The organism is Micromonospora haikouensis, assembly GCF_000876225.1.
Taxonomy (GTDB): domain Bacteria; phylum Actinomycetota; class Actinomycetes; order Mycobacteriales; family Micromonosporaceae; genus Micromonospora; species Micromonospora haikouensis.
Window position 1 is genome coordinate 1,395,489 of sequence record NZ_JXSX01000003.1, and the last position, 18,504, is coordinate 1,413,992.

Annotated in this window: 11 protein-coding genes and 1 pseudogene; 9 read left to right on the forward strand and 3 right to left on the reverse strand. The window is 71.0% G+C overall.

Annotated elements, in window-relative coordinates; all coding sequences use genetic code 11:
• Window positions 1-17 precede the first annotated feature (17 nt).
• The 3 genes and pseudogenes from TK50_RS33255 to TK50_RS27350 all read right to left on the reverse strand — a co-directional run.
• Window positions 18-143, reverse strand: a pseudogene (locus TK50_RS33255) (YnfA family protein); the annotation flags it as partial.
• Window positions 144-158: 15 nt separating this feature from the next.
• Entirely contained in the window at window positions 159-1,103 is a 945-nt protein-coding gene (locus tag TK50_RS27345; protein WP_043968266.1) for an NADP-dependent oxidoreductase, read from the reverse strand.
• Window positions 1,104-1,194: 91 nt separating this feature from the next.
• Entirely contained in the window at window positions 1,195-1,563 is a 369-nt protein-coding gene (locus tag TK50_RS27350; RefSeq protein ID WP_043969452.1) for a MerR family transcriptional regulator, read from the reverse strand.
• A 229-nt stretch (window positions 1,564-1,792) separates the two neighbouring features.
• Here TK50_RS27350 and TK50_RS27355 point away from each other — a divergent pair, with 229 nt between their 5' ends.
• The 9 genes from TK50_RS27355 to TK50_RS27395 all read left to right on the forward strand — a co-directional run bounded on the left by TK50_RS27355 (window position 1,793) and on the right by TK50_RS27395 (window position 18,480).
• On the forward strand, window positions 1,793-2,539 hold the full coding sequence (locus tag TK50_RS27355) for a phosphotransferase family protein (protein ID WP_043968268.1): 747 nt from the start codon (window positions 1,793-1,795) through the stop codon (window positions 2,537-2,539).
• Window positions 2,540-2,962: 423 nt separating this feature from the next.
• Window positions 2,963-4,024: a cellulose binding domain-containing protein gene (locus TK50_RS35640; protein ID WP_338390914.1), complete on the forward strand. Its 1,062-nt coding sequence runs from the start codon at window positions 2,963-2,965 to the stop codon at window positions 4,022-4,024.
• 563 nt (window positions 4,025-4,587) lie between these two features.
• Window positions 4,588-5,886: an ABC transporter substrate-binding protein gene (locus TK50_RS27365; RefSeq protein ID WP_043968272.1), complete on the forward strand. Its 1,299-nt coding sequence runs from the start codon at window positions 4,588-4,590 to the stop codon at window positions 5,884-5,886.
• A gap of 112 nt (window positions 5,887-5,998) precedes the next feature.
• Window positions 5,999-6,916, forward strand: coding sequence for a carbohydrate ABC transporter permease (locus TK50_RS27370; protein ID WP_043968274.1), 918 nt, complete (start codon window positions 5,999-6,001; stop codon window positions 6,914-6,916).
• A gap of 4 nt (window positions 6,917-6,920) precedes the next feature.
• Window positions 6,921-7,841 carry a carbohydrate ABC transporter permease gene (locus TK50_RS27375; protein WP_082106680.1) on the forward strand — a complete coding sequence of 307 codons (921 nt, stop codon included), beginning with the start codon at window positions 6,921-6,923 and terminating at the stop codon, window positions 7,839-7,841.
• Window positions 7,842-7,843: 2 nt separating this feature from the next.
• Window positions 7,844-9,832 (forward strand): glycoside hydrolase family 127 protein, encoded by a 1,989-nt coding sequence (locus TK50_RS27380; protein ID WP_043968277.1) that lies wholly within the window; start codon window positions 7,844-7,846, stop codon window positions 9,830-9,832.
• Window positions 9,829-14,565, forward strand: a complete 4,737-nt coding sequence (locus tag TK50_RS27385) for an Ig-like domain-containing protein (protein ID WP_241774128.1) — start codon at window positions 9,829-9,831, stop codon at window positions 14,563-14,565. The genes TK50_RS27380 and TK50_RS27385 overlap by 4 nt, the downstream gene beginning before the upstream one ends.
• 70 nt (window positions 14,566-14,635) lie before the next feature.
• Window positions 14,636-17,809, forward strand: a complete 3,174-nt coding sequence (locus tag TK50_RS27390; protein WP_241774129.1) for an OmpL47-type beta-barrel domain-containing protein — start codon at window positions 14,636-14,638, stop codon at window positions 17,807-17,809.
• Between the two features lie 41 nt (window positions 17,810-17,850).
• A complete protein-coding gene (locus TK50_RS27395; protein ID WP_043968278.1) occupies window positions 17,851-18,480 on the forward strand; it encodes a hypothetical protein in 630 nt (209 codons plus the stop codon).
• Window positions 18,481-18,504: the final 24 nt, after the last annotated feature.

Sequence of the window (18,504 nt, forward strand, 5' to 3'; positions counted from 1 at the left end):
TCATGGTCAGGTGTGCTGATCACGGCCGCCCCGATCGGGTGGATCGCCGCGCCGACGAGGTAGTGGCGTTCGGGCCGGAACCCTCCGATGAGCATCGCCCAGGCGAGTGACCCGGCGACGAAGACACCGCCGTAGGCGGTGAGAGGCGACGCCCGAAGCTACCGTGCCGGCTGGGGTGAGGCGGAGACGGTGAGGACCAGCTTTCCGGCGGTGTGACCGGTCTCCACGGCCGCTACCGCCTCCGCGCTCTGTTCGAAGGCGAACACGCGCGTGATGTGCGGGTCGACGGTGCCGTCCACCATCAGCGCGGCGACGGTCTCCAGCGATGCCCGGTCGAGGCGGCGGGGCAGGAACTCGCCGCCCAGTTCGCGCACGGTGTCGTCGGCGGCCGACAACAGCTGCCTGGGGTCCGTCGCCAGCGCGGCGACCGACCGCAGCGCGTCGCCGCCGACGAGGTCGATCAGGCCATCGACACCGGACGGGGCGAGCTGCCGTACCTGTCCGGGGACGTCACCGGCGGTGTAGCTGACGAAGGTCACGCCGAGAGCCTCGGCCCCGGCACGCTTGCTGTCGCTGCCGGTCCCGATCACCGTCAGACCCCGCGCACGCGCGAGCTGCGCGGTGATCTGGCCGGTGCTTCCCCCGACGCCGTTGACCAGCAGCGTCGCGCCCTCCGGCAGGTCGAGCCAGTCGAGTGCGTCGAGGGCGGTCGTGCCGGACACCGGTATGGTCGCCGCCCACTCGTAGGGCAGGGTCTCCGGCTTACGAGCCGCGTTCGCCGCCGGCAGGACCGTCGTCTCGGCGTACGTGCCGGCGCCGCTGAGCGCGAACCCGAACACCGCGTCGCCCACCACGAGGTCGGTGACGTCGGCACCGGTCGCGAGCACGTCCCCGGCGGCCTCCATGCCCATCACCTGCGGGAACGGTAGGTGTCCGTTCAGCGCCCGGACATGTCCGGACCGGAGAAGGGGATCGAGGCGCGCTACTCCCGCGGTCCGGACCCTGATGAGGACCTCCCCGACACCGGGCTGCGGATCGGGCCGGTCGAAGTGGAACTGGACCTCCGGGCCGCCGAAGGCGCGGTATCCAAAAGCGCGGCTCATTGTCGTACTCCCTCACTGGATGTCGACCGCCGACGCTAATTACTGACACCGGTGTCAGAAACAAGAGCGCGTGACCCGACTCACATCCGGCTCACGCGCTCGCGATCTCCCCACGGTGCGCCAGATTCGCGGCGATCAGATCGTCCAGCACCGCTCGGGTCCTGACCAGTTCATCGATGTGCTGATCGAGGCGGTCACGCTCCTGCCCCATGCGCTCCAGGGCCGCCTCGGAGGTGTCCGCACTCGGAGACTCGACGCAGGGCAGGAGGTCGACGATGGTCCGACTACTCAGGCCCGCCGAGAACAGCCGCTGGATCAAGCGGATCCGCTCGACCTGGCCCTCGAGGTAGCGGCGGTGACCGCGCGGACTGCGCAGGCTGGTGAGCAGCCCCTGCTCCTCGTAGTAGCGCAGGGATCGCACGCTGACTCCGGTACGGGCGGCGAGTTCACCGATCCGGATGGTGGCGGTCATCCTGACTTCCGTCCTGCCTCGCACATGGGTGAGGTCCAGGCTACCCACGCGTCGGAACGCGGCCAGTGACACCACGCGGCGGGCAGAGTTGCGTGGCCGACGCACCCGACAGCGCCGCCGACCTGGTGGCCGGGGTGGTCGACGACTCCGTTCGTGCGTTCGGGCAAACCCACGCCGGAGACGACGTCGGCGAGCATCCGCGGGATACTGGTCGCCCATGGATGAGGTCGAAGTCGTCGTCGCCCATTCCGAGCGTGCGACCCTGCGCGTCGGTGACGTGTTCCTGAAGGTCGACGCCGATCAGGCACGCATCGACGTCGAGGTCGAGGCGATGTCCCTCGCGCCCGTCCCGACCCCGGCGGTCCTGTGGCGCAAGCCGCCCGTGCTCGCGGTCGCCGCGCTCCCGGGGACGACGCTCGGGCGCCTCGGCGGTCCGTCGACCGGGTCGCCAGCGGCGTGGGCCGCGGCGGGCGCCACCATCCGAAAGCTGCACCAGGCACCCCTGCCGCCCCTGCCGGGCCGGGCCGGCCGGAGCGTCGTCGCGCTGGCGGCGGAACTCGACGACGAGTGCGAGTTGCTCGTGACGAGCGGTGTCCTTGCCGCTGACCTGGTCACCCGCAACCGCCAGGTCGCCGAGGCCGCGTTCCGGCCGTGGACCCCGGCGTTCACGCACGGCGACCTGCAGATCGCACACGTCTTCGTCGACGGCGACGAGGTCACCGGCATCATCGACTGGTCCGAGGCGGGCCAGGGCGACGCCCTGTACGACCTCGCCACCTTCACGCTCGGACACGAGGAGCACCTCGACGACGTCATCGCCGGCTACGGCACCGACGTCGACCTCGACGTGATCCACGCATGGTGGTCGTTGCGAAGCCTGCTGGCAGTGCGTTGGCTGATCGAGCACGGCTTCGACCCCTTCGCGCCGGGCTGTGAGGTCGACGTGCTGAGATCCCGAATGTGAGGCTGTGCAGGGCCGACCCGCGATGTAGCAGACGGTCGGGCCCGGGGGTCCACCGCTGTGGCGGGCCGGGCAGTCGGTTGCCGGGTGAGGCTGGGCAGGACTCGGTCCGGCAAACGGTGCTGCGCCTGGTCGCCGCGGCGGGCGAGGGTGGGCCGTAGCAGCAACCTGTGTGAGTGACAGACGCATGACGGGCCACCCGGTTGCGGCTTGCCGAAAACCTTTTCGTGAGGCATTGTGGGCGACATGCCCGCAGCTGTCGAGCGGGTGCCCTCCACCCTTCAATATCGATGGCTGTCGATGAAATGTGAGGGTGTCCGTACCGACAGCTGCGGTTGCGGCGACCGGCCGCAGCGTCCCCCTGGCCAGAGCTCGGAAAGGACAACGATGCGTCATCAACGATTCCGCGGCGGCTTGGCTGTCGCGATGGTGGCCACCGCGGCCGTGGCCGCGGCGGTCGGCACCGCGCCGGCCAGCGCCGCCGCCGCCGGCTGCAGAGTGTCGTACACGATCAGTTCGCAGTGGCAGGGCGGCTTCGGTGCCAACGTGACGGTCACCAATCTCGGCGATCCGGTCGACGGCTGGACCCTGCGCTGGTCGTTCGCCTCCGGGCAGGCGGTCACCCAGGCGTGGAACGCCACGGTCACCCAGAGCGGCGCCGCCGTGACGGCGGTCAGTGTGAGCCACAACGCCTCGCTGGCCACGGGCGCCACCACCTCGTTCGGCTTCAACGGTTCATGGACCGGCGCGAACCCGGTGCCGACCAGCTTCACGCTCAACAACACCGCGTGCACCGGGGGCGTGGGCCCGACGCCGACCCCGACCGTGAAGCCGCCGACGCCGAACCCCACGCCCACCGTGACGCCTGGTCCCACCGCCCCGCCGGCCACGCCCCCGGCCGGCACGGTCCGGGTCTTCTGGCTCAGGCCCACGGACGTCCCCTACGACCAGCGCTACCCCGACGGCATCGCGAACGTCGTGCGGGAGGCCCAGCGCTACTACAAGCAGGAGTTGGGCAAGACGTTCACCCTGAACAACCCGGTAGTCGAGGTGGTCACCGGTGAGCACGACTCCAACTGGTACATCAACACCAACTGCACGCCCGGCGGCGACCGCTACTGGTGCGTGGTGGGCAACATGCACCAGGAGCTGATGCGCAGGTTCGGCATCCGCAACCCGGACAACCGGTGGCTCAACGTGGGTGAGATCAGCGCCGAGGAGCCCGGTCAGTCCGGCGGCGGCGCCAGCACCGGCTGGGTGGTCCTCAGCGGCCACGACGCCGACGGCGCGGCGGGCATCAACGGCCCGATGAACCGCTGGTACGGCGGCATGGTCCACGAGATCGGCCACGGGCTCGGGCTGCCGGACTCCACCAGCACGGACGGCACGCCGATGTCCGGGTCGTTCTACAACTACCCGAACACCCACTTCACCCAGGCCCAGAAGAGCGCCATCCTGAACGGCCCCTACGGCAGCTTCTTCTCCTGACCCCGCGACCGTGAGGACGTGGCCGGCGGATCTTCCGCAGGCCACGTCCTTCGTTCTTTCGCCCGGGTGCCGCCGTCGGACGGGCCCCGCCGTCGGGCGCTGCCCGGTGACCGAAAGGCTTTCGCAAGCTTTTCAGTCCTGTCGTTGCTGCCCGCTCGTCGACTCTCCGCAGCAGCCATGCTGGCCAGACTGGGTACGGGCAGGCGCGAGGGCTCCGCCGAAGAATGATCGGGTTTCCTCCGTCCGGCATCTTGCCGAAATCGTTTTCGTGCGACACGCTATCCGCAGAACGGGACAGGCGCCACCTCGGCGGTAGCGACGTGCGGCACGGGCCGCGCCCCAGCCGGCGGACGACGGCAACGGGACGCACCCGGTACCGCGCCGAGGGGGCGCGCACCACGACGTCAACGAGTGAACCCGACCCCCTGCCGAGCGGTCAACGGATCGACGCCCTGACGACCCTCCACCCAGTTCAGCGGCCCGGCGTATGCCGACGCCGCAGCCCGGATACGTGGGCGTCGACAGCACCCGAGCGGTCCGACCGAACCCATCGAGGAGACATAATGAGGAGAATCCTGGGCAGACGCGTCGCCCTACGTGCGTTGGCCGGAGTCCTCGTGGCGACGCTGACCGTCGGCGTGGCCGCGTGCGGCGGCGACGAGCCGGGCGGCACCACCGCCGCGCAGGCCGGACCGAACGGCCTCGACGACGGCAGCGAGCTCACCATGTGGACCCGCGCCCCGCTGGAGCGGCAGGCGAAGCTGCTCGTCGAGGCGTACAACGCCAGCCACAAGAACAAGGTCAAGCTGACCGTGGTCCCCAACGACGACTATGTCGCGAAGGTCGGCGCGGCCGCCGGTTCGGGCGGCCTGCCGGATCTCTTCGCCGCGGACATCGTGTACGTGCCGAACTGGGTCAAGCAGGGGCTGTTCCAGGACATCAGCGCGAACATCGACGGCCTCGGGTTCAAGGACTCGATCAACAAGGGCCACCTCGCGGCTGGCACGGTGGACGGTAGGAAGCACGTCCTGCCCTTCGTGCTGGACCTGTCGATGCTGTTCTGGAACAAGCAGTTGTTCCGCGACGCCGGCCTGGACCCGGAGAAGGCCCCGGCCACGCTCGATGAGTACGCCGCGGCGGCCAAGGCGGTCCAGGCCCTCGGCAAGAAGGACGTCTACGGCACTGCGGCCGGCCTCAACTGCGGCGGATGCCTGGTCTTCACCTGGTTCCCCTCCATCTGGGCCGGCGGCGGTGAGGTGCTCAGCGAGGACGGCACCGAGGCCAAGCTCGCCGACGACACCGCCCAGAAGGTCTACGGCACCTGGCGTGAGCTGTGGAAGTCCGGTGCCGTGCTGCCCGCCTCGGCGGGCGAGACCGGCCCGACCTGGACCGCGGCGTTCACCGAGGGCAAGATCGGCCTGATGTTCTACCCGGCGACGCTGCTCTCGTCGACCAAGTTCGACGTCGGCGTCGCCGGCATCCCCGGCCCCAACGGCGGCGCCTCCACCTTCGTCGGCGGCGACGGGCTCGGGGTGTCCAAGGATTCGAAGAAGGCCGCCCAGGCCTGGAACTTCCTGAACTGGATGATGTCCGAGGACGCCCAGGTCGAGGTGCTCGCGAAGAACAAGGACGTGGTGTCGCGCGACGACCTCGCGAAGAACAAGTACGCCGCCGAGGACCCGCGGCTGGTCACCATCAACGAGGTGGCCGGCAAGGGCGACACCCCCGTCGCCCTCAACTTCCAGCAGGCGTTCAACGCGGCGAACAGCCCCTGGCTGACCCTCGTGCGCAACCAGGTGCTCAACGGCAGCGGTGACGTGCAGAAGGACAACGGCGAGATCACCGCCGTGCTCAAGCAGTAGTGGTTTCCCGCGGGCGTACGCCGACGGCTCCGCAAGGCCGGGGTACGCCCGCGGCCGAACCCGCCCCGGATCCGTCGACGCCTGCCCACCCCTCAACGGAAGGTCCGTTCCCATGAGCGTCACCGCACCGTCTCGCCCGTCCCGCGCGGCGAGGCGGGGCCGCGCCCGTCCCCGCGGACGTGAAGCCCTGCTCGGCTGGCTCTACGCGACACCGACAGCGGTGTTCGTGATCGCGCTGTTCGCCGTGCCACTGCTGCTGGTCTTCAGGATGTCGCTGTCGAAGTGGCCGCTGCTGGCCGGCGACCAGGGCGTCAACGCCCCCGACAACTTCGTCAAGGCGGTCGAGCACCGCTTCTTCGCCGACTCGGTGCTGTTCACTCTCAAGTACACGGCGCTCGCGACCGTGCTGCTGCTGGCGCTCGCGTTGGGGCTCGCCCTGCTCGTGCAGGAGTCGAGCCGGTGGAACAACCTGCTGCGGGCCTCGTTCCTGATCCCCAGCGCCCTCGGCCTGGCCTCGGCGTCGCTGCTGTTCTACGTGTTCTACTCGCCGTACGCCAGCCCGCTGTCGCCGGTGATGGAACGACTGGGCCTGAGCTTCCTCGACAGCCCGACCTCGGCGTTGCTCTCGACGACCTTTCTCATCGTGTGGCGGTATGCCGGCTTCTACATGGTGCTCATGCTGGTCGGCCTGCAGGGCATCCCGGCAGAGGTGTACGAGGCTGCCCGCACGGACGGTGCGAGCCGGTGGCAGACCTTCCGGAAGGTCACCCTGCCGTTGCTGCGTCCGACGCTGGCGCTGACCACGGTGCTCTGCGTGACCGGCTCCCTGCTCGCCTTCGAGCAGTTCTACATCCTGACCAAGGGCGGCCCGGACAACAGCACGATCACCGTCGTCCAGCTCATCTACATGGTGGCTTTCCAGGGGCAGAACGACCTCGGAGTGGCGGCCGCCATCTCCGTCATCGTCCTGGCGGCCCTCGTTTGCATCAATGCGTTGCAACTGCGCGCATTCCGGTCCGGGGAGAACTGAGCCGATGGTCTCCGTATCCAGCACCAGCCAGCCGACCACCGATCCGACCGTCGACCCGGCGCCGCCGGCACCCGCCGCCCCGACGCGGCGGCCGTCCGGCACGACCATCGCGGGCATCGCGCTGCGCACGCCGTACTGGGTGTTCACGGGCGCGCTCGGGCTGATCTTCCTCGCTCCGCTGCTCTGGACGGCGGTCGCCTCCGTCTCCCCGCACCCCGGCACGAACCAGGTGGAGGGCTGGGGACTGGGCAACTACGAGACCCTGGCCAACTACCAGGCCGGCGTCTGGCGCTACGTGGCGAACTCGGCGTTCGTCTCGCTGCTCACGGTCGCCCTGACGCTGCTCACCTCCTTCCTGGGCGGCTACGCGTTCGCGCGGTTCCGCTTCCCGGGCCGGAACCTGCTGTTCCTGGTCACGCTCGCCATCCTCATGGTGCCGTACGCGACGCTGCTGATCCCGCTGTACGTCCTGCTCAACGAGGTCGGGCTGCAGAACTCCCTGGTCGGGGTGGCCCTGGTGCTCACGATGTTCCAGCTGCCGTTCTCCACCTTCCTGATGCGGATCTCCTTCGAGGCGGTGCCGCGCGAACTCGACGAGGCCGCGCTGGTCGACGGATGCTCGTCGTTCGCCGCGCTGTGGCGGGTGCTGTTGCCGGCGGTGAAGCCGGGCCTGATCACCGTCGGGCTGTTCGCGTTCCTCAACGCCTGGAACGACTTCATGGCACCGCTGATCCTCATCAACGACACCGACCGCATGACCCTTCCGCTCGCGGTGTCCAACCTGCGTGGCCAGGTCCAGGGCGTCGTCGACTACGGGGCGACCGAGGCGGGTGTCGTGGTGCTCGCCCTGCCGTGCGTCCTGCTGTTCCTGCTGCTCCAACGACACTACGTGCGCGGCTTCATGTCCGGCGCGCTGAAGGGATGAACATGAGCGGGACCGCACCCACGGCCGCACCCGTCCTGCCGGCCCGGGGCCGGCTGCGGCCACTCGGCCTGGACGCAGTGCGGGTCACGGGCGGCTTCTGGGCCGAGCGTCAGTCGATCAACGCGGCTGCGACCTTCGCGCACATCGAGCACTGGCTCGACCGGGAGGGGTGGATCCGCAACTTCGACCTCGCCGTCCGGGGGGACGTGTCCGCGCAGCGCCGGGGCCGCGAGTTCTCCGACTCGGAGGTCTACAAGCTCCTGGAGGCGATGGCCTGGGAGATCGGCCGCACCGGTGACGCCGACCTGGAGTCGAGGTTCCGTGCCCTGGTGCGCCGGGTGGTGGCGGCGCAGGAGCCCGACGGGTACCTCAACACCAACTTCGGCCGGCCAGGGCAGGCACCCCGCTGGTCGGATCTGGAGTGGGGCCACGAGCTCTACTGCGCCGGTCACCTGATCCAGGCCGCGGTGGCCCGCGCCCGCACCCGGCCCGACACGGACGACGGACTGGTCGCAGCCGCCCGCCGTGTCGCCGATCTCGTGTGCGAGACGTTCGGGCCGGACGGCGTCGACGGCGTCTGCGGCCACCCGGAGATCGAGGTGGCGCTGGTGGAACTCGCCCGGACCACCGGCGAGGAGCGGTACCTCAACCAGGCGGCCCTCTTCGTCGACCGCCGCGGCCACGGCCGGCTGCGTGACGTGGAGTTCGGCCGGGAGTACTACCAGGACGACCTGCCGGTCCGGCAGGCGACGGCCCTACGGGGCCACGCGGTGCGGGCGAACTACCTCGCCGCCGGCGCGGTCGACGTCGCCGTCGAGCTGAAGGACGCCAGCCTGCTGGAGGCGGTGTGCCGCCAGTGGGAGACCACGGTGTCCCGCCGCACCTACGTCACCGGCGGGCAGGGCTCCCGGCACCAGGACGAGGCGTTCGGCGAGGACTGGGCGCTGCCGCCGGACCGGGCGTACTCGGAGACCTGCGCGGGGATCGGCTCGGTGATGCTCGCGTGGCGGCTGCTGCTGGCCGAGGGCGACCCCCGCTACGCCGACCTCATCGAGCGGACGCTGTTCAACGTGGTGTCGACCTCCCCGGCGGCGGACGGGCGCAGCTTCTTCTACACGAACACCCTGCACCGCCGTGAGCTGGGCACCCGGCCCGACCCCGACCGGCCCAGCCTGCGGGCGGCGGCCTCGCTGCGGGCGCCCTGGTTCGAGGTCTCCTGCTGCCCGACCAACGTCGCCCGCACCCTGGCCAGCCTGACGGCGTACGTCGCCACCGCCGACGACGCGGGCCTGCACCTGCACCAGTACCTGCCCGGCACGGTCACCCACCGGCTCGCCGACGGGCGGGACGTCGGCGTGCGTGTCGAGACCGGGTACCCCCACGACGGTCAGATCCGGGTGTGCGTCGACCGCGACGCCGACCTGCCGTGGTCGCTGTCGCTGCGGGTGCCGGGGTGGGCCACCGCCGGGGCGACGCTGACCGTCGACGGGCGGACCCGACCGGTCGGCCCGGGCTACGTCACCGAGCACCGGGCGTGGCGGCGCGGCGACGAGGTCGTGCTGTCCCTGCCGATGACGCCCCGGTTCAGCTACCCGGACACCCGCATCGACGCGGTCCGGGGCTGCGTCGCCGTGGAGCGTGGCCCGCTGGTGTACGCCCTGGAGTCGGTGGACGTGCCGGGCGTCGCCAGCGTCGACGAACTCCGGGTCGACACCGCCCGGCCGCCGCGCCTCGTCGACGGCCGGGTCACGGTGCGCTGCGTGCGAATCCGTCCGCCGGAGCCCGGGTGGCCCTACCGCGGCGACGCGGCCGAGGCGGTGTCGGCCGTCGACGAGCTGCTCGACGAGGTGGCGCTGGTGGAGTACCACGCCTGGGCCAACCGGGGCCCCTCCACGATGCGCGTCTGGCTCCCTACCGGCCCCGAGGCTTCGGGGTCGGCCGAGAACTCACGGGGTGTTAACGCTAACAACGACACTGAGGAGACGACATGACCCCTGGACGCGTGCGGAGGGGGCCCCTGTGGGCCGCCCTGGCCGCGCTGGTCGTGGGGACGGTCGCCGTACCGTCCCCGGCCCGGGCCGCCGGCCCGGTCCTGCCCGGCAACGAGGGGGACGTCGGCGTCTACACCGACGGCCAGAGCCACGCCATGGAGATCGGCGACCCGGTCTACGCCAACGTCGGCGACGTCGCCAACCAGCTCAAGCCCGGGGTGCCGTTCACCGCGGCGAGCATGCACCAGTCGATCTTCGAGAAGGACCTCGCCGCCGGCGGGACCGACTACTACCTCGACCGCGTCCTCGGCGTGAGCGGGACGCTGGGCTCGGCGGTGCTGATGACCCGGGGCCGCTCCCTGTACCTGCGGGGCGCGAGCAACAACAACTTCACCGTCATGGGCTTCGCCGGCAGCGCGTTCGTCGGCGGCCCGAACAACCTCGGCAACCTCTACACCGTCACCGTGCCCGGGCAGACCGTCACCGAGGTCAACGCGAACCGGTTCAACGCGCCGAGCCACGCCCGCAGCCACTACACGATCGGCACCACCGGCGTCACCGCCGACCTGACCAAGTTCATCACGTACGACAACGTCGCGGTCACCGCGGTCACCCTCACCAACCCCGGCGGCTCGGCGGCCAACCTCACCGTCCGCGCCGCCTCGCCGCTGGCCACCCAGGCCGGTACGGGCGACGCCACGCTCACCGGCACCCGCACCATCACCAGCGGCGCCAACAACGGCCTCGTCGACACCCCCTGGGACACGATCCGCGTCGACCTCACCGGCGCCGGATTCACCCGTACCGGCACCAACCTGGACCGGGAGGTCACCGTGCCCGCCGGCGGCTCGGTGTCGCTGTCGGTGGTCGGCGCGGTCTCCTCGCCCACGCTGCCCGCGACCGTGCAGAGCTTCCGCGAGTACGCCGAGCTGCCGCCGGCCACCGCCGTGCGCACCGGCATCACCGAGTTCCACCGCCGCTGGGCGCAGGACATCCCCTACATCGACGTGCCCGACCCGGCGCTGGAGAAGGCCATCGTCTACCGGTGGTGGGGCGAGCGCTACAACACCCTCGACGCCAACGCGTCCGGCCACGTCTACCAGTACCCGACGACGGTCGAGGGGTCGAACCTCTACCAGAACGCCGTCGCGCTGACCCAGCCGATGCACCTGCAGGACACCAAGTGGCTGCGCACCCCGTACCTGCCGTACGGGCAGATCCTCAACATCGGGGAGCTGTCCGGCTCGTCGGCGTTCCTGGACAGCCCGGGGCACACGAGCTGGAACAACCACTACTCGCAGTACCTCGGCACGGCCGGCCTCGAGGCGTACAACGTGCACGGCGGCGGCCGGGAGATCGCCCGCAAGTTCGCCGGGTACTTCGAGGGCGACGGCGTCGGCCAGCTCGAACACTACGACGGCAACGACGACAAGCTGATCGCCTACGACACCAACTACATGCCGGGCAACGACGCCGACGCGATCACCTTCGGCTACCCGAAGGCCAACGCCGGCGCGCCCGGGGCGCGCACCATCGAGCGCCCCGAGTCGGCGTACGTGTGGGGCGCGCTCGACGCCGCCCGGCAGCTCTACCAGCTCTCCGGCGCGGACCAGGCCAAGGTCGACCAGATGGGCGCCAAGGCCGACGAGGTCCGCAACGCGATCCTGACCCGGCTGTGGAGCCCGGACATGCGGATGTTCCTGGCGGGCACGTCGCACGGGGCCACCAGCGCGGCCAGCGCCAACGGCACGCCCAACCCGCTGCCCGAGTCGGCGCGCACCCTCATCCCGGCCAAGGAGTCGAACCTCTACGACATCTACGCCGAGAACCTCATCCCGACCGACCAGTGGCGGAAGTACGTCGACGGGTTCCGCTTCCTGACCTACGGCGACAACTTCCCGATCTTCCCGTTCTACACCGCCGACCAGTACGACCGGGCCGCCTACGGCATCGGTGGCTCCAACAACTTCTCCAACATCAACTTCACCGTGCAGTACCGGGGCGTCCGTTCCGCCCTGCGCCACTACGACCCGGAGCAGAAGTACGTCACCCCGGCGTACGCCAAGCGGCTCCTGGACTGGATGGCGTGGAGCGTCTACCCCAACGCGGACCTGCGGGCGCCCAACCAGGCCGAGTACTACTCGAACTGGAACCCGGCCACCAAGACCTACAACCGCAACAACCCGAACCACGTGATGCTCGGCAACATGAACTACATCTTCGTCGAGGACATGGCGGGCCTCCAGCCGCGTTCCGACGACAAGATCGAGCTGTGGCCCATCGACTTCGGCTACGGCCACTTCATGGTCAACAACCTTCGCTACCACGGCCAGGACGTCACCATCGTCTGGGACCCCGACGGCAGCGAGTACGGCCTGGGCGCCGGCTACAGCCTGTTCGTCAACGGCGCGAAGAAGGTCAGCACCGACAAGATCGGCAAGCTCACCTACGACCCGAAGACCAACCAGGTCCAGGCCGCGGCCGGCGTGACCGTCACCTTCACCGCCGCCACCGGGGCCGACCTGCCCAGCGCGGTGGACACCCCGATCGCCGACGACCGGGTCGTCGACTACCTCAGGACGGCCGGCGTCGACCTCACCGAGGACGCGCCGAACCTGGCCAAGGGCGCCCAGGTCACCTCGTCGTACACCCAGCAGGGCGTGCGGCCGACGCCGTGGCGGCAGTTCCACACCCCCGGCTGGAGCAGCACCTCGATGAACTACGCCCCCGGTGCCATCGCCCAGACCGAGCGGCCCGTGTCGCTGGCCGCCGTCACCGACGGTGTCACCGCCAACGAGCCGTACTGGGGCAACTACGGCACCACCGACCGCACCGGCTTCGTCGAGCTGGACCTGGGATCGGCCAAGTCGTTCGACAACGTCAAGGCGTTCTTCGTCAGCGACCGGCAGGCCGGCGGCTACCGCGAACCCGCCCGCTGGTGGGTCCAGGTGCCCGACGGCAACGGCGGCTGGAAGGAGGTCCCCGGCCAGTTCAAGAACCCGACCGTGCCGTCGGCGAAGTTCAACGAGGCCTTGTTCGGCACCGTGACCGCCAGCAAGGTGCGCATCGCGTTCACCAACAGCCCGACGTTCTTCACCGCGATCTCCGAGATCCAGGTGTTCGACTCCGGGCGGGACGTGCCGGAGGTCACCAACCAGGCTCCCGCCGTCACCGCCACCCGCGACGGCTCGGCCGACGGCAACCTGTCGACCCGGCTGGTCGGCACGGCCGCCGACGACGGCGTGCCCTACGACAGCGAGCTGACCTTCGGCTGGGAGACCGTCTCCGCGCCGCAGGGCGCGGGCGTCGTCTTCGCCGACCCCAAGGCGCTGGCCACCCGGGTCACCGGCACCGTCGCCGGCGACTACGTGTTCCGGTTCTTCGCCGACGACGGCGCGAAGCGGTCGACGGCCACCGTGGCGGTGAACCTCGCCAAGCGGGAGGTCAGCGCCGAGTTCGGCTCCTCGGCGACGATCAGCACCAGCGGCACCGCGTCCTGGGAGAACCACTCCCGGGTCAACGAGGCCACCACCCCCGCCAGCTCGAACCCGGGCGCGGGCAACGGCTGGGGCAACTGGGGGCAGACCCAGAACGGCACCAGCACCGAGCGGGAGGCGTGGATCCAGTACCGCTGGACCGCGCCGGTGCGGCTGTCGTCGACCGACATCTACTGGTACGACGACAACGGCGGCACCCGCCGCCCCACCGCCACCACGTACGTCGTGGAGAGCTCCACCGACGGCACCACCTGGACGCCGGTGAAGCTCGCCGCCGGGTCGTCATACGCGGACGCCCTGGCCACCAACACCTACAACCGCCTCACGTTCGAGCCGATCACCGCCAGCCACCTGCGCATCCGCATCTGGGGTCTGATGAGCGGCGGCGCGGGCACCGGCGTGCTGCGCTGGCGCGCCAACGGCGAGACCGTCGACTCGGTGCGCTCGCCGGTGCTCATCCGCACCGGCGTGGGCCAGATCCCGACCCTGCCGGCCACCCTCGACGCGGTCTACGCCAGCGGCGCGCGGGGCACCGTCGCCTTCAACTGGCAGGAGATCACCCCCGCGCAGGTCGCCGAGGCCAACGTGGACCCGTTCGTGGTCTACGGCACCAACGACGCGTACGGGCTGATCGCCGAGGCCCGCGTCTACGTGCGGCCGGAGATGTCCGACGGGGGCATCTCGATCCAGGGCGCGGAGACCTTCGCGCAGTCCGTCGAGGTGGGCGAGCTGCCGTACCTGCCGACGAAGGTGGAGGTCTCCTACAACGACGGCTCCCGGGACAACCAGGCCGTCGGGGTCCGCTGGAACTTCGACCGGGCCATCGTCGACAAGGCCGGTCGCTACACCGTCATCGGCGACCTGATCCTGCCCCCGTACGTCAGCCAGGCCGGCACCACCCGGACCACGCTGACCCTCACCGTGGGCGACCCCGGTCAGATCCCGACGTGGGACGTGCAGGTGCAGGCGCGCACCCAGTGCACCGGCGCCAGGGCGTACGTCGCGGTCAACGCGGTCAACGCCGACGACGTGCCGCTCACCATCGAGCTGGTCACCCCGTACGGATCACGCACGATGGCGAACGTCGCCCCCGGCAAGTCCGCCTTCCAGGCGTTCAACAGCCGGGCCGCGTCGGTGCCGGCCGGCACCACGACGGTGAGGGTCACCGGCACCGTCGACGGCAAGGCCGTCACGACCGAGATCCCCGCGCCGTACGGCGCGCTCTCCTGCGGCTAGCCCGCCCCGTGGTGGCGGCGTCGGCAGCGGCGCCGCCACCACCCTCTCCCCGAGCTAGGAGACAGACATCGTGAACACCACCGTGGGGCGCGGCACCGCCCCACCATCGCACCGGCCGGCGGGCCGCCTCCGCCGGGCGGTCGCCGCGGCGGCGGTAGCCGGGCTCGTCGCCGGTGGCGTGGCCGGCCCCGCCCCGGCTCACGCCGCCGAGCCCCCCTCGCGCACCTTCACCAACACCGTCAACCCGATCATCGGCGACGGCAGCTACTACTCGGCCGACCCGGCCCCGGTAGTCGTGCCGGCGGGCGCGCCCGGCAACGACACCGGCAAGGACCAGCTGTACGTCTACACCGGCCACGACGAGGCCGGGCCGTCCACCAACGACTTCATCATGAACGGGTGGGGGGCGTTGCGGACCACCGACGTCGCCTCGGGGCAGTGGACCCACTTCCCGTCGCTGATGCGCCCCGAGCAGGTCTTCTCCTGGGCCACCCCCGGCCGGGCGTACGCGGGTCAGGTCGTCCGGGGCGTCGACGGCCGCTACTACTGGTACGTCCCGATCCACGAGCGGGACAGCCCGGCGTCCGACAAGTTCGCCATCGGCGTGGCCGTCTCGGACAGCCCGACCGGCCCGTGGACCGATCACGCGGGTGGGCCGATCATCTCCCAGCGGGTGCCGACGGCCAACACCATCCACAACATCGACCCGACGATCCTCATCGACGGCGAGGCCCCCCACCAGCGGGTGTACGTCTGGTGGGGCTCGTTCGGCCAGCTGCGGATGCTCGAGTTCGGCCAGGACATGAAGACGCCGATCGGCACGCCGCGTACCGTCACCGGCCTGACCGGCTTCTTCGAGGGCGCGTGGGCGTTCGAGCGCAACGGCACCTACTACCTGGCGTACGCCGGCAACAACGCCGGCCCGACGTCGCCGTGCACCCCGGCGAACTACCACGCCTGCCTCGCCTACGGCACGGCGTCGTCGCCGGAGGGGCCGTGGACCTACCGGGGGACCTTCCTGCGGCCGGTCTCCTCCACGACGAGCCACCCGGGCGTCCTGGAGTTCGACGGCACGTGGTACCTCGCCTACCACACGGCCGACGCCGTGGGCGGCGGGCACTTCCGCCGGTCGGTGGCGATCGACCCGGTCGAATGGGACGACACCCAGACCCCGCCGCGGATCAAGCTGGTCACCCCGACCCCGGCCAAGGGGCGTGACCTCACCCCCCGGCCGAACATCGCCCAGGAGGCCCGGGTCACCGTCTCCAACGACCCGGTGCCCACCCAGTACTGGGTGAAAGCGCTCAACGACGAGATCGTCCGGTCCAACCCGCTGCCGCCGGACATGTGGGGCACCTGGACCGGCAACAACCCGCCGCAGCAGTGGGTGCAGTACACCTGGGACCAGCCGATGCGGATCTCCGGCTCGCAGATCGAGTTCTGGAACGACCAGCCGCAGGGCACCGGCGCGGGCGTCGCCGCGCCCGCCCGCTGGCGCATCCAGTATTGGAGGTCCGGCACCGGGCAGTGGGCCGACGTGCCCAACCCGAGCGGCTACCCGACCGGCACGCAGGGCTTCCAGAACACTACCTTCGACCCGGTCACCACCACCCAGGTCCGTGCCGTGTTCGACGCCTCGACCAACGGCAGCACCTACTCGGCCGTGGCGGTCGAGGAGTGGAAGGTCCTCGCCGCGCAGCCGCCGGCCGCGGTCGCCGCGCCGGCGGTGACCGTGGAGGTCGGCGAGACCGACCTGCCCGACACCGTCGCCGTGCCGTTCGGCGCGGAGACCCTGCGGGTGCCGGTCTTCTGGGACCCGGTGACGCCGCAGCAGGTCGCCGCGCCCGGCACGTTCAGCGTCGCGGGCACCGTGCTCGGCTACGCGGCGGGCCGGATCTCCGCACCGGTCACCGTCGTCTCCCCGGACGACGTCGAGGGTGACGAGACCGCGCCGACGCTGACCCTGACGCCGAGCGGCAGCGCCGGCAGCGCCGACTGGTTCCGGTCCGCGGTGCGGGTGCGGGCCGCCGGCGTCGACGACCGGGGCGGCCGGCTGACCATCTCGACGAAGGTCGACGACGGCGAGCCGGTCGTGGCGACCGACGTGCGGTACGCCGACGTCACCGTCACCGGGGACGGCCGGCACACCGTCACCGCCACCGCGACCGACCGCGCCGGCAACGTCTCGCCACAGGCGGTACGCGCCGTACGCATCGACGCCACCACGCCGGTCAGCACGGCGGCCGTGGGCGGCACCACCCGGGCGGTCACGGTCACCGCGACCGACGCGACCTCCGGAGTCGACCGCATCGAGTACGCCATCGACTCCGGCGCGTGGACCACCTACACGGGTGCCGTCGGGCCCCCCGACGCGAGCCGGCACACCGTGTCCTACCGGGCGCTCGACGTGGCCGGCAACGTGGAGACCGCCAGGACGGTCACCATTCCGGCCGACCTGTCCGGAGGGCTGACCGGCAACGTCGGCCCGATCGCCACGCCGACCGCCTCCTACACGGCGGGCTGGAACAGCGTCGCCGCGCTCAACGACGACGCCGACCCGACCAACCCGGGCCAGGCGCAGCTCTGGGGCACCTGGTCGGGCACCCGTCCGGCCAGCCAGTGGGTCCAGTACGACTGGGCCCGACCGGTGCGGATCACCGGCACGGCGCTGAAGTTCTGGCGGGACAGCGAGCAGGGCACCGGCAACGGCGTCGCCCAGCCCGACGGGTGGGTGCTGCAGTACTGGGACGAGGCCGGCTCAGCGTGGCGGGACGTGACCGGGGCGTCTGCCTACGGCACGAGCACCACCGCCTTCAACACGGTCTCGTTCGACCCCGTGACCACGTCCCGGGTGCGGGCCACGATCCGGGCCAACGGCAACGGCGACACCTACTCGGCGGTCGGGGCAACCGAGTGGCGGGTCTTCGCCGACGACCCGGGCGTCCAGGCCCGGGTGCCCGTCACGGCCACCGCGCAGGCGCGCTGCCTCGCCGGAAAGGCTTACGTCGCCGTGCAGGTGCGCAACGACCACGACAAGCCGGTGGACATCGCCTTGGAGTCGCCGTACGGCGAGCGGTCCTTCGTGGCCGTGGCGCCGAAGGCGAACGCGTACCAGTCGTTCGCCGTCCGTACCACCGCGGTGGCGGCCGGCTCGACGACGGTCCGCGCCAGCGGCCCCGTCGACGGGCGGGACGTGACCACGGTCCTCACCGCAACACACGCCGGCGTTACCTGCGCCGGCTGATCTCTCCGAGTTCAGCAACCACGAGAATCACGGAGCATCGAATGAACACATGGAATCGCACCCGGCTGGTCGCGGCGGGCGCCGCGAGCGCCCTGATGGTCACAGCGATGGCGCAGTCGCCCGCCGTGGCCGCGCCCGGCGACAACGCCGACGTGACGGTGACGGTCGAGATCGAGGAGCCCGACCAGCCGGGCGTGCTGGCCCTGTCGGTCGCCGCGGACTCGGTCGCGCTGTCCGAGGACGGCTCGACCCTGCTGGTGCGCCAGTTCGTCGGCACCCTGCCCAGGGTGACGGTCACCGACACCCGTACCGCCGAGGAGGTGCCCGCCGGCGCGGCCTGGGCCGTGCTGGGCAGCGCCACCGACTTCACCGGTGACGCCGGTCAGGCCCCGATCAGCGCCGCCCACCTGGGGTGGAAGCCGCGCCTGCTGGACGGCGACGACGACGGTCTGGTCAGCGAGGGCGAGGAGGTCGTGACCGTCCTCGACGAGCCGACCCAGCCGGGCAACAACGTGGGCCTGGTGGACCAGGAGCTGCTGGTGTCGACCTTCGACTCTCAGGCGGTGGCGAACGACGCGTACTCCGTCGACGCGGACCTGTTCCTGCGCACGCCGGCGGAGGTCGCGGCCGGCGCGTACACCTCGACGTTGACCCTGTCGCTGTTCGAGTGACGGTCCGGTGGGGGCCGTGGGAAC